This window comes from Amycolatopsis sp. 3B14 (genome assembly GCF_050958625.1).
Lineage (GTDB): Bacteria > Actinomycetota > Actinomycetes > Mycobacteriales > Pseudonocardiaceae > Amycolatopsis_E > Amycolatopsis_E thermoflava.
Genome location: NZ_JBHZEN010000030.1, coordinates 102,186 through 123,479, shown reverse-complemented (window position 1 = coordinate 123,479; position 21,294 = coordinate 102,186). Strand labels below are relative to the sequence as shown.

Here is a 21,294-nt window from a genome sequence, read left to right as displayed (position 1 = left end):
TCGTGTCCTACGAAGTCGACCCCGACGAGCTGCGCACGCACGGCAGTCACCTCGACGCCCTGTCCGACCGGCTGAACACCGCGGTGGACGCCGCCAACACGGTCGTCATGGACGACTCCGCCTACGGCCTGCTCTGCGCCTTCCTGCCGCCGATCGTGAACGCGACGACACAAGGCGACGCGGTCGAGGCGCTCAAGGCCGCGGCCGAGGGCGTGCGGATCATCGCGGAGAACATCCGCACCGCGGCCACCGGCTACGAGGAACAGGACGCGACCAACGCCGAGCCGTTCGAGCGGCAGCTGCGCGAGGCCACCCCGGTGACCCCGCGGATCGGCACGGTGATCCGGTGACTTCGGCGAACGGACTGGGCGACCTCATGCGCGACCCCGACGAGGCGGCCGCGCGGATGAACGCGTGGGCGCAGGGGCTGGCGGAGAAGGCCGAGCGCTACCGCGCGGCGCAGGCGCGCACCGAGGAGATCCGGCTGACCTCGGCCAACACCGACGGCTCGGTGCGCGTCACGGTCCGCGCCGACGGCAGCGTCACCGATCTGGACCTGTCCGGGCGGGCCCGCACCATGCCGCTGGACGAGCTGTCCGCGCAGATCCTGGCCACCATGCGCCGCGCGCAGGCGGGCATCGCCGCGCGGGTCGCCGAGGTGATGCAGGAGGAGGTCGGCGACGAGGACCCGCAGACGCGCTCGCTGCTGGTCGACAACCTGCGCAGCCGGTTCCCCGATCCGGACGCAGGCGAAGACGACGAGCAGGCGGCCGCCGAACCCGCCGAGGAGGGGCCGCAGGCCCGCACGGACGACGACGAGGAGAACAACCCGTGGTGAACCCCCTGGTCGCGCAAGAGCAGAGCTCGACGACCGCGATCTCGGGGATCTCCCTCCTGGAGGGCGCGCAGGACCTCAAGAAGGCCATCGAAAGCGGCGACTGGGCCTCCGGCGCGCTGGGGGCCGCCGCGGCCGGGCTCGACGCGCTCGGGTTCGTGCTCGACCCGTTCGGCTCGATCCTCGCCGCCGGCGTCGGCTGGCTCATCGAGCACGTCGGCCCGCTCAAGGACGCCCTCGACGCGCTGGCGGGCAACCCGGACGCCGTCAAGGCCCACTCCGAGACGTGGCAGAACATCGCCACCGAGCTGGGCGAGATCGGCACCGACCTGGCCAACGCGGTCAACACCGACCTGACCGGCTGGACCGGCCCGTCCGCCGACACCTACCGGCAGCAGGCCAAGGACGTCGGCGACCTGCTCGCCGCGGCGAAGGAAGCCGGTGAAGGCACCGCCAGCGGCATCGAGACCGCGGGCACCGTCGTCGCCGCCGTGCGGACCCTGGTGCGCGACATCATCGCCGAAGTCGTCGGGCACATGATCTCGTGGGCCCTGCAGGTGATCGCCACCCTCGGCATCGCGCTGGCGTGGGTCGTGCCGCAGGTGATCAGCGAGGTCGCCAAGACCGCCGCCAAGATCGCCGACCTCACCGGGAAGCTGACCCACGCGCTGAAGGCGCTCTCGGAGCTGCTGAAGAAGGCCGGCGGCATCTTCACTGACACCGCGGGCAAGCTGAAGAAGATCAAGACCGACAAGCCGCCGACGTCGGCCAAGCCGGGCGACCTCCCCGCGGGCCCGAAGAGCGTCGACCCGATGGCGGGCAAGGGCGGCGGCACCATCCCGAACAGCACGGCGAAGACCCCGCCGCCGGACGCGAACAAGGTCGCCCCGCCGCCCAAGCTCAACGACACCCCGGGCGACACGACCAAGGCATCGTCCACACCGGACACCGCGCCGGTCTCGGCACCGCCCAAGCTGGACGGCCCGCCGCCGGGCGGCACGCCCAAGTCCGCGCCCGAGGCCGGCCCGGCCCCCGTGTCGGCGCCGCCGAAGCTCGACGGCGGGACCACGCCGTCCTCGGCCGGTGGCACCCCGAAGAGCGCGCCGCCGAAGGTCCAGGACCCGCCGAAGCCCGGCGACTCCACCACCGCGTCGTCAGCGGGCGGCACCACGAAGGGCAACCCGGCCACGACGAAGGAGGCGGGCAAGAAGGACTGCGAGTTCGACCCCATCGACGTCGCGACCGGCGACGTCCTGCTCACCGAGGTGGACCTGGTGGTCCCCGGAGCGCTCGGCGAACTCATCACGCGCAACCACGTTTCGTCCTACCGGGACGGCCGCTGGTTCGGTCCGTCGTGGACGTCCCTCCTGGACGAACGACTGACCGTGGGGGCGGGCACGGTGCGCTACCACTCCGCGGACGCCATGGTGCTGAGCTTCCCGGTCCCGGCGCCCGGCCGGTCCGCCGGTGTCCAGCAGGGCCCGGTGCGCCTGCTGCACGCCGACGCCGACGACTACGTGGTCACCGATCCCGGCCGCGGCCTCACCCGGCGGTTCACGTTCGTCCCGGGCGCCCGGGACGAGCTGCTGCTGCGTGAGGTGCGCACCGAGGACGGCGAGTTCGTCGTCCTGGACCGGGACGCCGACGGCACGCCGGTCCTGCTGACCCACTCGGCCGGCGCGCGGATCGCCTTCGACATCGCGGACGGCCGCGTCCGGTCCGTCCGCGCGCTCTCCCCGGCGGGGGACGTCCCGGTCGCCCGCTACGACTACGACGAGCATGGCCACCTCGCCCGCCGGTGGAACTCCACCCCCCGGCCTGCGCTGTACGAGCACGACCCCGTGGGCCGGATCACCGGCTGGACCGACCACAACGGCTCGTGGTACCGCTACGTCTACGACGACGCCGGGCGCTGCGTGCGCACGGTCGGCGACCGCGGTTTCCTCGACGGCGCGCTGGAGTACGCCCCGGGCCGCACCACGACCACCGACTCGCTGGGGCACCGCAAGACCTTCGAGTTCGACGTCGAGGGCAACCTCGTCGCCGAGACCGACAAGCTGGGCGCGGTCACCCGCAGCGAGTGGGGCCCGAACCGCCTCCTGCGTGCCCGGACCGACCCGCTCGGCAGGCGGACCGAGTTCGAGCACGACGCGGCGGGGATCCTGCGCGCGGTGGTGCGCCCGGACGGCAGCCGCGTCGTGATCGTCGAGCACACGGCCGCCGCGCTGGAGATCGCGGTCACCGAGGGTGGCCGCACGTTCCGGCGCCGCTACACCGACCCGGTGCCCGACCCGTACACCACCCCGCTCGGAGTGTCCGAAGAGGACGACGACGAGGCGGGGCGGACCCCGGCGCAGGCCGGGCCCGCGGTCGAGGAGGACCTGTTCGGCCGCCCGCGCGTGCTGCGCGAACCCGGCGGCCCGGTCACCCTGGCCTGGACGGTGGAGGGCGACCTGCGGGCGGTCACGACCGCCGACGGCGCGCGGCGGCAGTGGACCTACGACGGTGAGGGTGGCGAGACGTCGCACACCGACGCCCTGGACCGGGTGACCGTCACCGAGCGCGGTCCGTTCGCCATCGTCACGGGCACGGTGGACGCCACCGGCGCACGCACGCTCCGCCACTACGACACCGAACTGCGCCTGACGGCCGTGACCAACCCGGCGGGCCAGACCTGGACGTTCACCTACGACGCCGAGGGGCGGCTGACCGGTCAGACCGACTTCGACGGCCGCACCACGCAGTGCTCCTACGACGCGGCGGGGCAGCTGGTCCGGTTGGTCAACGCCGCGGGCGAGGTCGTGGACTACCGTTACGACGCGCTCGGCAACCTGACCGAGCGCGCCGCGGCAGGCGTGACCGAGACCTACCGCCACGACCCGGTGGGCAGGCTGGTGCACGTCGCGGGCCCGGGCGCGGAGATCATCCTGGAGCGCGACGACGAGGGCCGGGTGGTGCGCCAGACCGCCGCCGGCCGCACCACCGCCTTCGGTTACCCGGACGCGTTCGCCACCAGCCGGCGCACACCGTCCGGAGTGGACGTCCACTGGGGACGTTCCGAGAGCGGGGTGGACACCCTCACCGTCGGCGGTACGACGCTGACCCTGCACCGCGACGAGAACGGCCGCACGGTCGCGGCCAACGCGGGCGCCACACCCGTGGTGCGCAGGGACTTCGACGCGCGCGGCAGGCTGCTCGCGCAGCAGACCCCGGCCGGCACGTGGCGCTACCACCGGCGGCCCGACGGCAGCATCGAGGCGCGGGAGGACCCGTCGGGCGGCGCCCGCTACGAGTTCGACCGGCTCGGCCGCGTCACCGCCGTGCACACGCCCAGCCACACCGAACGCTACGCCTACGACGTGCTCGGCAACGTCGTGCTGTCCCAGCCCGGCGGCGGGGCGGAGGCCGGCCATCGGCACTACCGCGGTGGTCTCGTCGAAGCCGCCGGCGCGGTGCGGTACGACCACGACGCGCAGGGACGGCTGGTCCGGCGCACGATGCCCGGCCCGGCCGGTGAGCTCACCTGGTCGTTCACCTGGGACGCCCACGACCACCTGACCGGGGTCCGCACCCCGGACGGCGCGGTGTGGCACTACCTCTACGACCCGATGGACCGAAGGGTCGCCAAGCAGCGCCTGGAGCCGGACGGCACGGTCGCCGAGCGGGTCGAGTTCGTCTGGGACGGCAACACCCTCGTCGAGGCCCTGCACACCGTGCGCGGCGCGCTCGTGTCGGTGCTGACGTGGGTGCACCACCCGGACGACGGCAGGCCGGTGGCGCAGGCGGTCACCGGCCCGGACGGGATCACCCGGGTGTCCGTCCTGGTCACCGACGACGTCGGCACGCCGGTCGAGGCGGTCGACCTCGGCGACGGCACGGTCCGGCCGCTGCGCACGACGCTGTGGGGCCTGACCCGGGGTGGGGACGGCGACGCGACGCCGCTGCGGTTCCCCGGGCAGTACCACGACGCGGAGACCGGGCTGCACTTCAACGTGTTCCGCTACTACGACCCGGCCACCGGCCGGTTCGTCTCGCCCGACCCGCTGGGCCTCAACCCGGCGCCGAACCCGCTGGCGTATGTGGCCGACCCGCTGATGCAGTCCGACCCGCTCGGCCTCACCGGCGGCGGGTTCGACCCCGGCGACTTCCGGCGGTTCTCCGGCCGCTCCACCGCGGGCAAGTGCAGTGCGCAGAAGACCCCGGCGCCGTCGTTCACGCCGTACCCGAAGACGAAGCCGAAGAAGGGCAGCACCTCCGGCAGCACGTCCTCGGCCGGACCGTCGACGCCGGCGCCGCCGAGGGGCACGAGGGACCCGGTCAGCGGCCGGTTCACCTCGCAGGGCGGCGGCACCACGTCCGGTCCGCAGGTGCTCGACGGCAGCCCGCGTCCCGGCGGGTCCAAGCCGCAGCCGGGCGAGCTCACCGACGTCATCGACCTCAACAAGACCAAGCACTCGAACTACAGCAAGGAGCTGCAGGACGAGCTGTCGAAGGTCAACGGGTACAACCCCGACGGCGACAACCGCTGGATCCGCGGTCACCTGCAGAACGACAACCTCGGTGGCCCGGGCATCTCGAGCAACATGACGCCGCTGACGTCCACGGCGAACAAGAACATGTCGGGCACGTTCGAGGGTCCGCTGAAGAACGCCAACATCCGGCTCGACCAGCTCAAGAGCCAGATCCCGACGGACGCGCAGCTGGGACGGGCCGGGTTCGACCCGAGCCAGTTCGACAAGGTCCGCAAGGACATCCAGAACCTGACCGTCGAGTACCGGGTCGACGTCAGCCCGGACGTGAAGTTCCCCGACTCGTCCAACCCGTTCGAGCGCTCGATCCGCAAATATCTGGTGCTCAACGCCGAGTACAAGGGCCTCACCCCCGAGGTGCAGCAGTACATCGGGTTCGCGAAGGAGAAGAACTTCCTGCCGAAGCTGCCGCCGCCGGGCACGAAGATGGACACCCTGACGGGCGCGTTCTCGTAGGGCCGGTGGTGGGCGGGTACCGTGGCCGTCATGGCCGGCACCGACCTGCGCTTCTACTTCGATCCCGTCTGCCCGTTCGCCTGGATGACGAGCAAGTGGGTGCGGATCGTGCAGCGGCAGCGCGACTACGACGTGGACTGGCGGTTCATCTCCCTGCGGCTGCTCAACGCCCACATCGACTACGACGCCCATTTCCCGCCGGAGTACGAGGCCGGGCACACCGCGGGGCTGCGGCTGCTGCGGGTCGCCGCGCGCGTCCGGCACGAGCGCGGGCGGGAGCCGATCGGGGCCTTCTACCAGGCGCTGGGGGAGGAGACCTTCGAGCGTGAGCCCGTGCCCGGCGGCGTGGCCGCGGCCACGCACCACGGCGTCCACGACCTGGCGACCGGGGCGCTGAGCCGCACGGGACTGCCGGCGGACTACGCGGACGCGCTCGACGACCCGTCGTGGGACGCGGTCATCCAGGCGGAGACGGACGAGGCGCTGACGCTGACCGGCAAGGACGTCGGCACGCCGATCCTGCACTTCGAGCCGCCCGGGGGCACCGCGCTGTTCGGCCCGGTGATCAGCAGGCTGCCCGGCGAGCGCGAGGCCCTCGAACTGTGGGAGCACGTCGTGGCGTTGTCCCGGTTCCCCGGGTTCGCCGAGCTCAAGCGCAGCCTGCGGGAACGGCCGCAACTGCCCGCGTTCGGCGTGCCGCCCGGCGAGGCCGGGATCCAGGAGGACTGGCACGGCGGAAGCCGGCGGCAGCGCCGCTGACCTGCGGCGTCTACACCGGACAGTGCACCGCCGGGACGGCCGGTGGCGCCGGGAGCGCCGGGCCGCCGGCTCCTTGACGCGAATTAGAACCTGTTCTACCTTCGGCCAGTCGGCGTTGTATTGGTGGAAGGTGGGCAATGATGCGAACCCGTGCGGCCGCGCTGCTCGAACAGCCGGGCAAGTGGCAGATCGTGGACATCGACCTGGACGAGCCCAAGGAGCACGAGGTCCGGGTCCGCTTCGTGGCGGCCGGCCTGTGCCACTCCGACGACCACGCGACCACCGGTGACATGCCGACGCCGCACCTGCCGCTCATCGGCGGGCACGAGGGCGCCGGCGTCGTCGAGGCGGTCGGGCCGGGCGTGCGCAACCTCGCCGTCGGGGACCACGTCGTCGCGCAGTTCGTGCCCTCCTGCGGGCGCTGCGAGGCCTGCTCGTCCGGCCGCGGCAACCTCTGCGACCTCGGCATGTACGCCCTCAGCGGCTGCATGGCCGACGGCACCTACCGTGCCCACCTGGACGGCGCGGACGTCGCCCAGATGACCATGGTCGGCACCTTCGCCCAGCACGCGATCGTGCCCGAGTTCTCCCTCACCAAGATCGACCCGGAGATCCCGTTCCACGTCGCCGCCCTGCTGTCGTGCGGGGTGCCGACCGGCTGGGGCTCGGCCGAGTACGGCGCCGAGGTGAAGGCCGGGGACACGGTGATCGTGATGGGCGTCGGCGGCGTCGGCATGAACGCGGTGCAGGGCGCACGTGCCCGGGGCGCCGCGCACGTCCTCGCGGTCGACCCGGTGGCCTTCAAGCGCGACAAGGCTCTGGAGTTCGGCGCCACCCACGCGTTCGCCGACATCGACGAGGCCGCCGACTTCGCCCGGTCGGTCACCAACGGGCAGGGCGCGCACTCCGCCGTGGTCACCGTCGGCATCACCACCGGCGACCACGTCGCGCAGGCGGTCAACGCGATCGGCAAGTTCGGCACGGTCGTGGTCACCGGCATCGGCGACGTCAAGGACGAGGGCCTGCCGATCAACCTGTGGGCGCTGTCGATGATGCAGAAACGCATCCAGGGCGTCATCTTCGGCATGGGCACCCCGAGCTACGAGATCACCCGGCTGGCCCGCATGTACCAGGCGGGCACGCTCAAGCTCGACGAGCTGATCACCACGACCTACCGGCTGGACGAGGTCAACCAGGCCTACGCCGACATGCACGCCGGACGCAACATCCGTGGCGTCATCCTGCACGAGAGCTGATCAGCGCGGCGGGCGCAGGCACGCGGCGGCGACGGCGCCGGCCGCGACGATGCCCGCCAGCGCCAGCAGGCTGAACCACATCCCGTCGGAGAACGCGGCCCGCGCGGCGTCGGCCACCTGCCGGCCCGCCGGGCCGACTTGTTCGGCGACCGCCAGCGCCCCGGTGAGCGACCCGTCCGCGGCCTCCCGTGCCACCGCCGGAAGGGCCTCCGTCGCCGGGCGCACCGCCGGGGTGTAGGTCGCCGACAGCACGCTCCCGGCGAGCGCGATCCCCAGCGCCGCGCCGATTTCCCGCGTCGCGTCGTTGACCGCGGACGCCACGCCGTACTTGTCCGGCGGCACGTTGTCCAGGATCGCGCTGGTGGCCGCGGGCGCGGTGAGGCCGAGCCCGCCGCCGAGCACGCACACCGCCACCGCCAGTTCCGGGTACGAGCTGTCCGGCCCGAGCCTGCCCAGCAGCAGCACCCCGGCGACCACGACGACCAGCCCGAGGCAGGTCAGCGCGCCCAGCCCGATCCGCTGCGCGACGTGGGCCGACGCCATCGACAGCGGCAGCAGCGACACCGCGATCGGCCACAGCACCAGGCCGGACTCCAGCGGCCCGTAACCCTGCACCAGCTGCAGATACTGCGCCAGCACGTACAGCGCGCCGAACGCCGCGGTGAACTGCACGGTCACCGACACCGACCCGGTGGCGAAGGCGCGGTTGCGGAACAGCCGGACGTCCAGCAGTGGCGCCGCGTGCCGCGCCTCGAACCACGCGAAGACCGCGCCCAGCACGACCCCGGCTGCCAGCGCCACGATCACCTCGGCGTCGGCCCACCCCACGTCCGCCGCCCGCAGGATGCCGAACACCAGCGCCCCGATAGCCAGCGCGCCGAGCACGGCGCCGATCGAGTCGAATCGGTGGTGCACCCGCTCGCGCGAGGTCGGCACCGTCACGCAGGCCAGCGCCAGCAGCAGGGACAGCACAGCCGGGCCGAGGAACACCGAATGCCACGAGAAGTGCTGCAGCAGCAACCCGGCGATCACCAGCCCGCCGAGACCGCCGAGTCCGGCCACCGCCGCCCAGATGCCGATCGCCCGCCCGCGGCGCTCGGGCGGGAAGCTCGCGTTGATGATCGACAGGGTGGCGGGCATGATCATCGCCGCGCCCAGCCCGGTCAGCGCCCGCGCCGTGATCAGCCAGGCGGGCGATTCGGCGAGCAGGGGAGCGGCGCAACCGGCCGCGAACACCACCAGCCCGATCACCAGCACACCGCGCCGGCCGTAGCGGTCGCCCAGCGCGCCCATCGGCAGCACCAGCGCTGCCAGCACCAGCGTGTAGACGTCCACGATCCAGGTCTGCTGCGCCTGCGTGACGCCGGTGTCCGCGGCCAGCGCGGGCAGCGCGGTGTTGACGATGGTGACCATGGCGATCACCAGGCCGACCGCCGAGCACATCACGCCCACGGTCCACGCGCGGCGCGCTGCCGAGGACGACGAGAGCCCGGACCGTGCGACGACGCGCATGCCACCTCGTTCCGACAGGAAACGAAACCATCGGTATCGTAGCAGTACTGGCAGTTCTGAAAACAGCTCTGGGAGAATTCCGCCGTGACGACGCAGCAGGTGCCGGGCCGCCGTGATCCGCGGCTGGACCGGTCGCGCTCGGCGATCCTGTCCGCGGCCGTCGCCCTGCTGTCCGAGGGCGGCGTCCGGGCGGTGACGATCGAGGCGGTCACCTCGCGCAGCGGTGTCGCCCGGTCCACGCTGTACCGGCACTTCCCGAACAACACCGAACTGCTGGCCGCGGCCTTCCGCGAACTGCTGCCACCGCTGGACCCGCCCGCCGGCGGCACGCCGCGCGAGCGCCTGCTCCGCCTGGTGCGGGCGCAGGCCGGGCAGATCGAGGGCGCTCCGGCGATGGCCGCGCTGGTGTGGATGGCCGCGATCGGCCTGGACGGCGGGGGCGCGCCGGACGAGGGCGAGCGCGGCCGGCTCGCCGCGCTGCGCGAGCACGTCGTGGACACCTATCGGCGTCCGTTCGACGCCGTTCTCGCCGACTGCCTGCCCGGCGAGGAGGACGTCGACTTCGCTGCCGCCCGGCTCGTCGGCCCGCTGCTGTTCAACGCCCTGATCCTGCGGCGCCCCAGCGACGCGGCCTTCTGCGCGCGCCTGGTGGACGACTTCCTCGCCCGTGCCTGATCGGCCGAGCTGCTACTGTTAAATCACTCGGTTGATTTAACAGGGGGCTCTGCATGGAACTCGACCTGGCCGCGCTGCGCGCGAAGTACCGCGCCGAACGCGACCGCCGCATCCGGCCCGACGGCACCGCCCAGTACCAGGGCGCCGAAGGCGCGTTCGGCTACTACGCCGACGACCCGCACGCCGACCCCGGGTTCACCCGCGAGCCGTTGCGCGACGAGGTCGAGGCGGTGGTGATCGGCGGCGGCTTCGGCGGCCTGCTCGCGGGCGCCCGCCTGCGCGAGGCCGGGGTGGAGAGCATCCGGGTCATCGAGAAGGCCGGGGACTTCGGCGGCACCTGGTACTGGAACCGCTATCCCGGCATCCACTGCGACATCGAGTCCTATGTGTACCTCCCGCTGCTGGACGAGCTGGGCTACGTCCCGGAGTGGCGCTACGCCCCGGGCGCGGAGATCCTCCGGCACGCGCAGGCGATCGGCAGGCACTACGACCTCTACCGCGACGCCTGCTTCCAGACCGGCGTCACCGAGCTGCGCTGGGACGAAACACACTGGATCGTCAGCACCGACCGCGGCGACCGCATCCGCGCGCGGTACGTGGTGGTCTCCAACGGCACCCTCGACCGGCCCAAGCTGCCCGGCATCCCGGGCATCGAGACCTTCCGCGGCCACACCTTCCACACCAGCCGCTGGGACTACGGCTACACCGGCGGCGACGCGAACGGCGGCCTGACCGGGCTCGCGGACAAGCGGGTCGCGCTGATCGGCACCGGGTCGACCGGGCTGCAGGTCGTCCCGCACCTCGGCCGCGACGCCGCGCACCTCTACGTCTTCCAGCGCACCCCGTCTACTGTGGACGTCCGCGCCAACCGCCGCACGGACCCGGAGTGGGCCGCGCGGCTGGAACCGGGCTGGGCGGCGCGCCGCCGGGAGAACTTCCTGCGCGTGATCAGCGGCTACCCGGTGGACGAGGACCTGGTGTCCGACTCCTGGACCGGCAGCGCCGCGCTGCTGGGCAACATCACGCCGACCGGGATGCGCAGGATGACGCCCGAAGAGGAGGAGCTCGCCGACTTCCGCAAGATGAACGAGCTGCGTGCCCGCGTGGACGCGCTCGTGGCGGACCCGGTCACGGCCGAGAAGCTCAAGCCGTGGTACCGCTACGCGTGCAAGCGGCCCGGGTTCAGCGACGAGTACCTGCAGACCTTCAACCGGCCCAACGTGACGCTCGTGGACACCGCCGACTCCGGTGGCGTGGAGCGGATCACCGGCAGCTCGCTCGTCGTCGGCGGCGAGGAGTACGAAGTGGACTGCATCATCTTCGCCACCGGGTTCGAGGTCGGCAAGTCCGACGTGCTGACCGGGCGGCTGCCGGTCCACGGCCGGGACGGGCAGTCGCTGCTGGGCAGCTGGCGGAGCGGGCCGCGCACGTTGCACGGCTTCTACAGCAACGGGTTTCCGAACCTGTTCCACCTCGGCCCGCTGCACAACGCCAGCTCGGTCAACTTCGTGCACGTCCTGGACGAGCAGGCCACGCACGTCGGCGCGGTCGTCGCCGAAGCCCGCAAGCGCGGTGCGACGGTCGAACCGACCGTCGCGGCCGAGGACGCGTGGCTGCGCACGATCGAGCGGACCGCACCCGACCTGGAGCAGTTCCTCGCCGACTGCACCCCGGGCTACTACAACAACGAAGGCAAGCCACGCAAGCGCCAGTCCTTCGGCGAAGGGCCGGTCGCGTTCCACGAGCTGCTGCGCGAGTGGCGCCGGGGTCCCGGGCTGGCCGAGGTGCTCGGTGGATAGCCGGATCGTCCCGCCGGCGCCGATGCGCGGCTCGAACGGGGTCGCGTTCGGGCCGGACGGCCGGTTGTACGTGGCGCAGTTCCTCAGTGGACTGATCAGCGCGGTGGACCTCGCCTCGGGCGACATCGAGGTGGTGGCCGGCGCGGACAGCCCGGTGCGCTCGCCGGACGACGTCGCGTTCGGCGCCGACGGGTCGATGTACGTCACCGACCTCGTGCCGGGGCGGGTGTGGCGCCGCGCGCCGGACGGGGAGTACGCGCTCGTGTCGGACGACGTGGCACTGCCCAACGGCATCGCGTGCGCGGGCGACCGGTTGTTCGTCAACGAGATGCGGATGGGCGGCCGCCTGCTGGAGCTGTTCCCCGGCGGCGGGGAGCCGGTGGTGCTCGCCGACGGGCTGGCGATGGGCAACGCGATGCAGCTCGGGCCGGACGGGTTCCTGTACTACCCGCACATGATGACCGGCGAGGTCTTCCGCGTCCCACCGGACGGCGGCCCGGCGGAGCTGGTGGCCGACGGCGTGCACGAGCCGGTCGCCGTGCGGTTCGACCGGGGCGGCGTCCTGCTGGTGCTGTCGCGCGGCAGGGAGGGGATCGTGACGCGGATCGACGCGGGCGGGCGGTCCATTGTGGAGACCGGGATCGCGAGGCTGGACAACGCCGCGTTCGACGACGAGAACCGGATGTTCGTGTCCAGCTTCGCCGGCGGCGGGATCGCCGAGGTGCAGCCGGACGGGCGGTGGCGGGAGGTCGTGCCGCGCGGTCTGGCCGGCCCGTTCGGGGTGACCGTCGACCTGGCGGGCACGGTGTCCGCCGCCGACCACTACCGCGTCACCCGGGTCGGCGACACGGGCGTGACGATGCGGGAGATGCTGGTGTTCAGCCACGGCATCGCCGCGGACGGCCCGCTGCTGCACGTCACGTCCCAGTACGGCGACGTGCGCACCTACGACCCGGCGGCGGGGACGGTGCGGACGCGGGCGACGGGACTGGCGCAGCCGATGGGCCTCGCGGTGGGGGACGGTCGGCTGGTGGTGGCCGAGTCCGGGGCCGGCCGCGTGGTGGCGATCGACGCGGACGACGTGCTGACCGTGCTCGCGGAGGGGCTGTCCCGGCCGGTGGACGTCGCGGCGGCCGACGGCACCTGGTACGTCAGCGACGAGGCCGCCGGCGCGGTGCTGCGGCTGCCGGAGGCGCTGCCCGTGGCCGCGGGACTCCAGGCGCCGCAGGGGATCGCCGTGCGGGGGAACGAGTTGTTCGTGGTCGAGGCCGGCGTGGGCCGTCTGACGGCGGTCGGCCTGGGCACGGGCGAGACCCGGGTCGAGGTCGAGGACCTGGCTGTCCTGCCGCCGGCAGGGGAACCGTTGTTCGCACACGGGATGCCGGGGTTGCCGGGCCGCTTCGCCGGCGTCGCGGCCGCACCGGACGGGACGCTGTACGTGGCCGCCAACGGCGAGGGCACCGTCGTGCGGGTGCCGTCCGGTAGGTAGTTTGGCCGGGTGGGGACAGCGGAGGAGGAGCCGGACTGGAGCCGGTGGCAGCGGCCCGGTCCGACCGCCCGGCAGCGGCGTCAGGACGTCCTGCTGGCGTTGCTGGTCCTGCTGACCTCGGCCGGGATGCTCGTGCTGATCAACAGCATGGGCGCCTACGCGTTCGGCAGTGCGCCGTCGCTCACCGAGCAGCTGGTGTGGACCGCGGCGCTCACCCTGCCGCTGGCGCTGCGCCGCCGGTTCCCGCTGGTCGTGCTCGCCGTGGTGGGCGTGGTGTTCATCGCCGCGCAGGTACGCCGCATCGGTGACGGGTTCATGCCGTCCGTCGCGTTGTTCCTGGCCATCTACAGCGCGGGCGCGTGGGCGCGCGACCGCCGGTGGGCGCGGTGGACGCGCATCGCCGTGATCGTCGCGATGTTCACCTGGCTCGCCGTGGGGCTCGTCTGGTTCCTCGTCGAGCCCAGCCCGTTCCCCGGCGCGCGCGGGCCCTTGGATCCGGTGCTGGCGACCGTGCTCTACCAGGTCGTGTTCAACCTGATGTTCTTCCTGGCGGCCTACTTCTTCGGCGACCTCGCGTGGCGTTCCGCGCGCGGCCGCGCGGAGCTGACCCGGCGCGCGGAACAGCTGCGGGCCTCGCAGGAGGAGAACGCCCGCGGCGCCATCGTCGCCGAGCGCATCCGCATCGCCCGTGACTTGCACGACGTCGTGGCCCACCACGTGTCCGTCATGGGCATCCAGGCGTCCGCGGCGCGCCGGGTGCTCGGCACCGACCGGGACCTGGCCGCCTCCGCGCTGCACACGGTCGAGGAGACCGCGCGCACCGCGATCAGCGAGCTGCGCGGGCTGCTCGGCGTGCTGCGCGCGGATCCGCGGGGCGAACCGGATCCTGCCGCCGGCCACCAGGCCTCGCCGGGGCTGGCGGAGCTGCCGCGGCTGGCCGCCGCGACCAGGGCGGCCGGGGTCGAGGTGCGGTACGGCGAGTACGGGCAGCCGCGCCCGGTCCCGGACAGCGTCGCGCTGACGGCGTACCGGGTCGCGCAGGAGGCGCTGACCAATGTGGTCAAGCACGCCGGCGCGCGCACCGCGGAGGTGCGGGTGCGGTTTCTCGACACCAGCCTGGAGGTCGAGGTCACCGACGACGGGCGGGGACGCGCCGCCATGACCGCGGGCGGCGGGTTCGGGCTGCGGGGCATGCGGGAGAGGGTCGCCGTGCACGGCGGCGAGTTCGAGGCCGGGCCGCGCCGCGACGGCGGTTTCCTGGTCCGCGCCAGCCTGCCCACCCGCGCCGCCGCTGACCGTGAGGAGCTGACGCGACCGTGACACTGCGGGTGGTGCTCGCCGACGACCAGGACCTGGTGCGTGCGGGCTTCCGGGTCATCCTCGGGACGGAGCCCGGCATCGAGGTCGTCGGCGAAGCCCGTGACGGGGCCGAGGCCGTCGCGGTCGTCGAGCGCACCGCCGCCGACGTGGTTCTGATGGACGTGCAGATGCCGGGGCTCGACGGCCTGGAGGCCACCCGCCGCATCCTCGGCGACCGGCCCGCCGAGGCCGGGGTCAAGGTGGTCATCCTGACCACGTTCGACCGGGAGGACTACCTGTTCGAGGCGTTGCGCGCGGGCGCGAGCGGGTTCCTGCTCAAGAACGCCTCGCCGGAGGACCTCATCGAGTCGGTCCGCGTGGTCGCCCGGGGCGACGCCCTGCTCTCCCCGGAGGTGACCCGGCGGGTGATCAGCCGGTTCGCCGCGCCCGCCCCGGTGACCGGGAACCGCCCGCCGGAGCTGACCGACCGCGAGTTCGAGGTCCTGGTGCTGATGGCGCGCGGCGCGAGCAACGGCGAGATCGCCGCCGAGCTGGTCCTCGGCGAGACCACCGTCAAGACGCACGTGTCGCGGATCCTGCGCAAGCTCGGCCTGCGGGACCGCACCTCCGCCGTGGTGTACGCCTACGAGCGCGGGATCGTCGCCCCCGGCGGCGGCTGAGCGGGGTCCTCCGCCAGGAGGACCCGCGGATTCGATCTCCGGCCGGACGCCCGGAACGCCACGTGCGCCTAGCGTTTCCGGACATGTTGACCGTGACCTCCCTGTCCCGGAGTTTCGGCGAGCACCGGGTCCTCGACGACGTGTCCTTCGAGGTCCGTCCGGGGCGCATGACCGGGTTCCTCGGCGCGAACGGGTCGGGCAAGACCACGACGATGCGGATCGTGCTGGGCGTCCTCGCCGCGCACGGCGGCACCGTCACCTGGCGCGGCCGCCCGATGACGCCCGCGCAGCGCAGGCGGTTCGGCTACATGCCCGAGGAACGCGGGCTGTACCCGAAGATGAGGGTCGGCGAGCAGATCACCTGGCTCGGCCGCATGCACGGGCTCGGCGAGGCCGCGGCCCGCGCCGCCACCGCCAAGCTCCTGGAGCAGCTGGAACTGGCCGACCGGGCGGGTGACCGGCTGGAGGAGCTGTCGCTGGGCAACCAGCAGCGGGCGCAGGTCGCCGCCGCCCTCGTGCACGACCCGGACATGCTCATCCTGGACGAGCCGTTCTCCGGGCTGGACCCGCTCGCCGTCGACATCGTGCTGGGCGTGCTGCGCGAACGGGCCGCGGCCGGGGTGCCGGTGCTGTTCTCCAGCCACCAGCTCTCGCTGGTCGAGCGGCTGTGCGACGACGTGGTGATCATCTCCGGCGGCACCATCAAGGCCGGCGGGACCCGCGAGGAGCTGCACGCGCGGTACGGGACGGCGCGGTTCGAGATCGTCGTCGGCGGTGACGCCGGCTGGGTGCGGGACGAGCCGGGCGTCGACGTCGTCGAGGTCGACGGCCCGCGGGCGGTGTTCGACCTGACCGGTGACGGGGGCGGTGAGCAGCGGGTGCTCGCGTCCGCGCTGCGGCGCGGGGAAGTGCGCAGTTTCGTGCCGGTCGTGCCCTCGCTCGAGGAGATCTTCAAGGAGGCCGTGTGATGACGTCCGTGACCGACCTGGGCGAGGACGCCTCGTTCTGGGCGCAGACCCGGCTGGTGGCCGCGCGCGAGATCGGAACCTTCCTGCGTTCCAAGGGGTTCTGGGTCGGGCTCGTGCTGATCGTGGCCGGCCTGTTCGCGGCCGCGGTGCTGCCGTCGGTGTTCGCCGGCGGCCCGCCGTCCGTCGCGGTCGTGGGACCGGCCGCGGCGCAGACGGTGTCCGGTGTGGACCTCGACGTCCGCGAGGTCGCCGACGTCGCCGCCGCCCGCGAACTGGTGCGCTCCGGGGACGTCGACGCCGCGATCCTGCCGGACGCCGGTGGGATCCGGGTGCTCGGGATGTCCAGCACACCCACCGAGGTGGTGCAGGCGCTGAGCACCGCCCCGCCGGTCGAGCTGCTCGAACCCGGTGCCGTGGGGCACGGCGCGCAGCAGTTGGTGATCATGGTGTTCGCGCTGGTGTTCTTCCTGATCGGCATGGGCGGTGTCGCCATCGCGCAGAGCACCGTCACCGAGAAGCAGACGCGCATCGTGGAGATCCTCGTGGTGACCGCGCCGGTGCGGGCGTTGCTGGCGGGGAAGGTGCTGGGGCACACCGCCCTGGCCGTGGGGCAGCTGGTCGTGCTCGCCGTCGCCGCGCCGATCGCGTTGTCCCTCGGCGGCCAGACGGCGCTCCTCGGGGTCGTCGCGCCCGCGCTGGGCTGGTTCGTGCCGTTCGTGTGCGCGGGTTTCGTGTTGCTGGCGGCGATGTGGGCGGTCGCCGGGTCGGTGGTGAGCAGGCAGGAGGACCTCGGATCCAGCATGGGCCTGGTGATGCTGCTGGTGCTGGGGCCCTACTTCGCGGTGATGTTCTTCTCCGGCAACGCTTCCGTGCTGGCGGTCCTGTCCTACCTGCCGTTCTCCGCCGCCGTCGCGATGCCGGTGCGCATGTTCACCGGCGAAGCCCAGACCTGGGAGGCGCTGCTCTCGCTGGGCGTGCTGTGCGCGTCGGTGGTGCTGGTCGTGCTGCTGGCCTCCCGGCTGTACTCGGGAGCGCTGCTGCAGATGGGCGGCAAGGTGGCGCTGCGCCGGGCGTGGCGCAGCGCGGCCTGACTCACTTCGACTGCGGCAGCGTGACCTTGCCCTTGCGTCCCCGTGGCGCGGACGGCGGCGGCACGACCGGGCCGATGTCGCCGTCGGGGGCTTCGTCCAGGTCGACGATCACCGGGGCGTGGTCGCTCGGCCCGGTGCCCTTGCGGGCGTGCCGGTCGACCCACGCCGCCGCCACCCGGCCGGCCACCGGGGCCGAGGCCAGCACCAGGTCGATGCGCATGCCGAGGTCCTGGTGGAACATGCCGGCCCGGTAGTCCCAGTAGGTGAAGACCCGTTCGTGCGGCCAGCGGTCGCGGACCACGTCCCGCAGGCCCAGGCCGGTGAGCGCGGCGAGGGCGGCGCGCTCCGGTTCCGTCACGTGGGTGTGGCCCTCGTACGCGGCGGGGTCGAAGACGTCGGCGTCGGCGGGCGCGATGTTCATGTCGCCGCACAGCATGGCGGCTTCCGGGCCGCCGGCGACGACCTCCCGCAACGCCGCCAGCCACGCCAGCTTGTACTGGTAGTGGTCGGAGCCGGGGGTGCGGCCGTTGGGCACGTACAGCGAGTGGATCCGGACGCCGCCGCAGGTCGCCGCCACCGCGCGCGCCTCGGGGTGCGGGAAGCCCGGCGCGCCCGCCAAACCGGTGACGACGTCGTCGAGGCCCACCCGGGACAGGATCGCGACACCGTTCCAGCGTGGTTCGCCGGCCAGGGCGGTCTCGTAGCCGCGGTTCGCGAGCTCGTCGCCGAGCAGGTCGCGGAAGGCTTCGTCGGACAGTTTGGTCTCCTGCAGGCACACCACGTCCGGCTGCCGCTGGTCCAGCCACGGCAGCAGCCTCGGCACCCGCTGTTTCACGGAGTTCACGTTCCAGGTCGCCACACGCACGCTGCCCACGCTAGTGCGGATACGTCCCCGGCGCCCGTCCCGGTTCAGCCGTCCACGAGCAGGCCGCGCAACGGCCCCTGCAGCCGTTCCGCGCGGCGGGACACCCCGGGCAGCAGCACCAGCCGGTGCGTTCGCGGCTCCCCGCGGCGTTCGCGCTCGGCCTGGTCCTCGGCGATCGGGCGCCACAGGTTGTCGACGAGGTCGGTGGGGTCGGCGTCCAGGTCCGCGGCCGGCCGTCTCAGGTGCTCGGCCCACAGACGCAGCCGGGTGGCGCGGATCAGGTCGCGGTCGTCGGTCGCGACGTTGACCTCGGTGTCGTTGAACAGCGAGTGCTCGTTGAGGTTCGCCGAGCCGATCGTCATCCACTCGTCGTCCACGATGCCGAGCTTCGCGTGCACGTACACCGGCGCGGAGGACTCGCCGTCGTGGCTGCTGATCGTGGTGGCCAGCAGGCGGTGGTTGCCGTCGTCGGCGTCCAGGAGACGGCCGAGCTGGCCGCGGGTGGTGTCCGCGCCGTTGCTCGGTTTGCGCGGCAGCAGCAGCACCACGCGGAACTTCTCGTCCGGCGGGTCGCACAGCTTGCCGATCAGGACCTCCGCGATCTCCGGCGACCACAGGAACTGGTTCTCCAGGTACACCAGCCGCCGCGCCGAGCGCAGCGCGCGCAGGTAGGCGTCGAGGATCGTGAACTCGCCCTCCGGCGCGAAGGCGTAGGTCTTGTCCGGGACTGTGCGCAGCAGTTGCACGTTGGTGGTGCCCGCGGGCTCCGGCGTCTTGGGCTCGGGCAGGTCCTCGCCGGCCACCTCGGTCCAGCGCTGCCGGAAGTGCTCCGCCACGTCCGCGACGACCGGCCCCGCCAGCCGGGTCATCAGGTCGTGCCAGCCGATCGGCCGGTCCGGCGGGTGCTCGCGGCTGTCGTGGCGGTCGCCTTCCAGCGCCGTGAAGTCCACCCCGCCCACGAAGGCGACCTCGTCGTCGACGACGACCAGTTTCTCGTGGTGGCAGTGCATCGTCCGTTCGCGGGCGTCCAGGACGCACCGGACGGCGGTGTTCTCGGTGAACTTCCGTTGCTCCGCACGGACCAGCCCGCGGGTGGGCTGGAAGGCGGGCACCGGTGGGCCTGCCCACAGGAGCAGGCGCACGTCCACGCCGCGCTGGGCGGTCGAGGCGAGGAGGTCGCGCAGAGTCGGGGCGTCCGGTTCGCGGGTCAGCCGGAAGTCCGGGCTGGCGTGCCAGTTGGCGATGTGCACGTGGGACTTGGCGCCGCGGATGGCGGCCGCGATGGCGGGCAACGCTTCTTCGCCGTCGACGAGCACCTCCAGCCGGTTGCCGTGCCGGGTGGCGGCCCGCCCGCCGAACCGGTCCTCGGTCCCGGTGGGTTCGAGCACCTCGCCCCAGCCGAGCCTGCGCAGGCGGCGTTCGTGGTGGGCGCAGAGCGCGTGCTCCAGCGCGTCGCCGAGCCGTTCGTCCACCTTGTCCAGGAGTGAGCGGAACGTCGTCATCCCTCAATGTCACTACAGATCCGGCGGGCTCGCCGGGCAAGATTGCCGGATGAACAGGGGACGCGAGGCGCTGCGCGGTTGGGAAGAAACGTGGTCCGCCGCGTTCGCGGCGCGTGGTCACCGGGTGGTGATCGAGGTCGAACCGGCGGTGGAGCCACCCGCGAGCGCGCTGTGGCACTGGTGGATCACCTTCCGCGCGGGCGACGCGGAACTGGACGCGATCGCGGCGCCCGAGCCGGAGGCACTGGCCTTCGAGGACCAGCGGGGCGCCTTCGAAGAGGTGATCCCGCTCAGCGAGGTGGCGGCCCACGTGCTCCGGTGGTTGACGGATGATGTCGGGTAGTGGGGGCGGACCCGCTGGGCTGCGATCGCCCGGCGCTCGTCGGGCGGTGCACGGCGTCTGGTGTGCGGCAGCGGTTTTGGGTGGAGGTGGTCCCGTTCGGCCGGATGGTGGCCCAGGTACTCCGGTGCGTGGCGGGTCGGCCGGCCTGGTGCAGGGCATCATCGACGACGTGCCCACCGTCGCCGAGCTGATCCAGCGCATCGTCACCGAGGCGTGCGAGCTCATCGCCGGGCGGCTGGCCGTGGTGCTGCGCTAGGCAGGGCGCGCCCGGCCTCGCTGAACACCTCCCGCATCCAGCGGTGCTCCGGGTCGTCGTCGTGCGCCGGGTGCCACCACAGCGCCTCCACGAGCGGCACCGGTTCGAACGGGCACGGCAGGACCCGCACACCGTCCAAACCGGACAGCCGGGCCGCGAGGTGGCCCTGGATCAGCCCGATCCGGTCCGTGCCCGCGACCAGGTGGGGGAGCGCGAGGAAGCTCTCCACGACGGCGGTCACCCGCGGTTCGATCCCGAGCGCCTGCAGCTGCCGTGCGACGGTGGTGAACGCGGTCGCGGACAGGTAGGTGAACACCCACGGCAGCTTCCGCAGGTCGTCCATCGTCAGCGCGTCGCCGACCTGCTCGTTCGCCGTCGCCACGACGCAGCACCAGGTGTCGGAGAACAGGTCCACGTGCGGGGCGCCGTGCAGGAACCCGTGCGGCAACAGCACCGCGTCCGCCCCGCGCAGGCTCTCCGGCGCCTGGTCGACGACCGGCGGTGAGGCGGGCTCGAACCGCAGCCGCATCCCGGGCGCGCGCTCGTCGAGGATCGCGCCGACCGCGCCGCCCAGCACGGCCATCACGTAGTCCGACCCGAGGATCCGGAACTCCCGGTCCGAGGTCGCCGGGTCGAAACCCGGGTGGCGGCTGAACGCCTGCCGGACCCCGGTCAGCGCCGCCTCCGCGCGCGGTCGCAGCTGCGCGGCCAGCGGCGTCAGCTCGTAGGCGTTGCCCTTGCGGACCAGCAGCTGGTCGCCGAAGTGCCGCCGCAACCGCGCCAGCGACGAGCTCAGCGCGGGCTGGCTGAGCCCGAGCCGGGCGGCTGCGCGCGTGACGCTCTTCTCCCGCAACAACATGTCGAGGGGGACGAGCAGGTTCAGGTCCAGGTTCGTGAGGTTCATCGTCTCCCTCTTCGCTCGCCGTTGACCCGGGGACGCGGAGCAGTCTACGCTAAAAATCCGAATCAAGATTCTGAAT

17 protein-coding genes and 1 pseudogene are annotated in these 21,294 nt (G+C 72.9%); 14 read left to right on the top strand and 4 right to left on the bottom strand.

From position 1 onward, the window contains the following. The first annotated feature begins 2 nt into the window (after window positions 1-2). The 5 genes from ACCP09_RS19135 (at window position 3) to ACCP09_RS19115 (ending at window position 7,835) form a co-directional block, all read left to right on the top strand. Window positions 3-350, top strand: a complete 348-nt coding sequence (locus ACCP09_RS19135) for a type VII secretion target (RefSeq protein WP_027931194.1) — start codon at window positions 3-5, stop codon at window positions 348-350. Then, window positions 347-838: a YbaB/EbfC family nucleoid-associated protein gene (locus ACCP09_RS19130; protein WP_027931193.1), complete on the top strand. Its 492-nt coding sequence runs from the start codon at window positions 347-349 to the stop codon at window positions 836-838. The genes ACCP09_RS19135 and ACCP09_RS19130 overlap by 4 nt, the downstream gene beginning before the upstream one ends. After that, window positions 832-5,820 (top strand): RHS repeat-associated core domain-containing protein, encoded by a 4,989-nt coding sequence (locus ACCP09_RS19125; protein ID WP_433748455.1) that lies wholly within the window; start codon window positions 832-834, stop codon window positions 5,818-5,820. The genes ACCP09_RS19130 and ACCP09_RS19125 overlap by 7 nt, the downstream gene beginning before the upstream one ends. 30 nt (window positions 5,821-5,850) lie before the next feature. After that, complete coding sequence (locus ACCP09_RS19120; RefSeq protein ID WP_027931192.1) at window positions 5,851-6,579, top strand: mycothiol-dependent nitroreductase Rv2466c family protein; 729 nt, start codon at window positions 5,851-5,853, stop codon at window positions 6,577-6,579. Between the two features lie 137 nt (window positions 6,580-6,716). Continuing rightward, on the top strand, window positions 6,717-7,835 hold the full coding sequence (locus tag ACCP09_RS19115; protein ID WP_378335894.1) for an NDMA-dependent alcohol dehydrogenase: 1,119 nt from the start codon (window positions 6,717-6,719) through the stop codon (window positions 7,833-7,835). Here ACCP09_RS19115 and ACCP09_RS19110 read toward each other — a convergent pair whose 3' ends face one another. After that, window positions 7,836-9,347, bottom strand: coding sequence for an MFS transporter (locus ACCP09_RS19110; RefSeq protein ID WP_433748450.1), 1,512 nt, complete (start codon window positions 9,345-9,347; stop codon window positions 7,836-7,838). A gap of 84 nt (window positions 9,348-9,431) precedes the next feature. On the opposite strand from ACCP09_RS19110, the gene ACCP09_RS19105 reads away from it, so the two are divergent. The 7 genes from ACCP09_RS19105 to ACCP09_RS19075 all read left to right on the top strand — a co-directional run bounded on the left by ACCP09_RS19105 (window position 9,432) and on the right by ACCP09_RS19075 (window position 17,348). Next, entirely contained in the window at window positions 9,432-10,022 is a 591-nt protein-coding gene (locus ACCP09_RS19105; protein WP_027931190.1) for a TetR/AcrR family transcriptional regulator, read from the top strand. 53 nt (window positions 10,023-10,075) lie between these two features. Next, window positions 10,076-11,821: a flavin-containing monooxygenase gene (locus ACCP09_RS19100; RefSeq protein WP_433748446.1), complete on the top strand. Its 1,746-nt coding sequence runs from the start codon at window positions 10,076-10,078 to the stop codon at window positions 11,819-11,821. Continuing rightward, entirely contained in the window at window positions 11,814-13,310 is a 1,497-nt protein-coding gene (locus ACCP09_RS19095; RefSeq protein ID WP_433748443.1) for a hypothetical protein, read from the top strand. Before ACCP09_RS19100 ends, ACCP09_RS19095 begins: the two co-directional genes overlap by 8 nt. A gap of 9 nt (window positions 13,311-13,319) precedes the next feature. Continuing rightward, the gene (locus ACCP09_RS19090; RefSeq protein WP_433748440.1) at window positions 13,320-14,630 is read left to right on the top strand and encodes a sensor histidine kinase; all 1,311 of its coding nucleotides are present in this window, start codon (window positions 13,320-13,322) and stop codon (window positions 14,628-14,630) included. Then, window positions 14,627-15,289 (top strand): response regulator, encoded by a 663-nt coding sequence (locus ACCP09_RS19085; RefSeq protein ID WP_027931188.1) that lies wholly within the window; start codon window positions 14,627-14,629, stop codon window positions 15,287-15,289. Before ACCP09_RS19090 ends, ACCP09_RS19085 begins: the two co-directional genes overlap by 4 nt. An 83-nt stretch (window positions 15,290-15,372) precedes the next feature. Next, window positions 15,373-16,257 carry an ABC transporter ATP-binding protein gene (locus tag ACCP09_RS19080; protein ID WP_433748437.1) on the top strand — a complete coding sequence of 295 codons (885 nt, stop codon included), beginning with the start codon at window positions 15,373-15,375 and terminating at the stop codon, window positions 16,255-16,257. Then, window positions 16,257-17,348, top strand: coding sequence for an ABC transporter permease (locus tag ACCP09_RS19075; protein WP_431907774.1), 1,092 nt, complete (start codon window positions 16,257-16,259; stop codon window positions 17,346-17,348). Before ACCP09_RS19080 ends, ACCP09_RS19075 begins: the two co-directional genes overlap by 1 nt. Before the next feature lies 1 nt (window position 17,349). Here ACCP09_RS19075 and ACCP09_RS19070 read toward each other — a convergent pair whose 3' ends face one another. After that, the gene (locus ACCP09_RS19070) at window positions 17,350-18,213 is read right to left on the bottom strand and encodes an exodeoxyribonuclease III (RefSeq protein ID WP_431907777.1); all 864 of its coding nucleotides are present in this window, start codon (window positions 18,211-18,213) and stop codon (window positions 17,350-17,352) included. A gap of 44 nt (window positions 18,214-18,257) precedes the next feature. Continuing rightward, window positions 18,258-19,715, bottom strand: coding sequence for a phospholipase D-like domain-containing protein (locus tag ACCP09_RS19065; protein ID WP_433748433.1), 1,458 nt, complete (start codon window positions 19,713-19,715; stop codon window positions 18,258-18,260). A gap of 49 nt (window positions 19,716-19,764) precedes the next feature. On the opposite strand from ACCP09_RS19065, the gene ACCP09_RS19060 reads away from it, so the two are divergent. Further along, entirely contained in the window at window positions 19,765-20,058 is a 294-nt protein-coding gene (locus ACCP09_RS19060; RefSeq protein ID WP_433748430.1) for a hypothetical protein, read from the top strand. 136 nt (window positions 20,059-20,194) lie between these two features. After that, window positions 20,195-20,314: pseudogene (locus ACCP09_RS19055) on the top strand (nitronate monooxygenase); the annotation flags it as partial. On the opposite strand, the gene ACCP09_RS19050 reads toward ACCP09_RS19055, so the two are convergent. Beyond that, window positions 20,280-21,218, bottom strand: a complete 939-nt coding sequence (locus ACCP09_RS19050) for a LysR family transcriptional regulator (RefSeq protein WP_433748427.1) — start codon at window positions 21,216-21,218, stop codon at window positions 20,280-20,282. The pseudogene ACCP09_RS19055 and the gene ACCP09_RS19050 overlap by 35 nt on opposite strands. Between the last annotated feature and the right edge of the window lie 76 nt (window positions 21,219-21,294).

What these genes read in the sequence shown, in the direction of transcription:
- ACCP09_RS19120 (WP_027931192.1), top strand. Translation starts at nt 5,851, where the DNA reads ATGGCCGGCACCGACCTGCGCTTCTACTTCGATCCCGTCTGCCCGTTC.
- ACCP09_RS19115 (WP_378335894.1), top strand. Translation starts at nt 6,717, where the DNA reads ATGATGCGAACCCGTGCGGCCGCGCTGCTCGAACAGCCGGGCAAGTGG.
- ACCP09_RS19110 (WP_433748450.1), bottom strand. Translation starts at nt 9,347, where the DNA reads ATGCGCGTCGTCGCACGGTCCGGGCTCTCGTCGTCCTCGGCAGCGCGC.
- ACCP09_RS19100 (WP_433748446.1), top strand. Translation starts at nt 10,076, where the DNA reads ATGGAACTCGACCTGGCCGCGCTGCGCGCGAAGTACCGCGCCGAACGC.
- ACCP09_RS19080 (WP_433748437.1), top strand. Translation starts at nt 15,373, where the DNA reads ATGTTGACCGTGACCTCCCTGTCCCGGAGTTTCGGCGAGCACCGGGTC.
- ACCP09_RS19075 (WP_431907774.1), top strand. Translation starts at nt 16,257, where the DNA reads ATGACGTCCGTGACCGACCTGGGCGAGGACGCCTCGTTCTGGGCGCAG.
- ACCP09_RS19065 (WP_433748433.1), bottom strand. Translation starts at nt 19,715, where the DNA reads ATGACGACGTTCCGCTCACTCCTGGACAAGGTGGACGAACGGCTCGGC.
- ACCP09_RS19060 (WP_433748430.1), top strand. Translation starts at nt 19,765, where the DNA reads ATGAACAGGGGACGCGAGGCGCTGCGCGGTTGGGAAGAAACGTGGTCC.
- ACCP09_RS19050 (WP_433748427.1), bottom strand. Translation starts at nt 21,218, where the DNA reads ATGAACCTCACGAACCTGGACCTGAACCTGCTCGTCCCCCTCGACATG.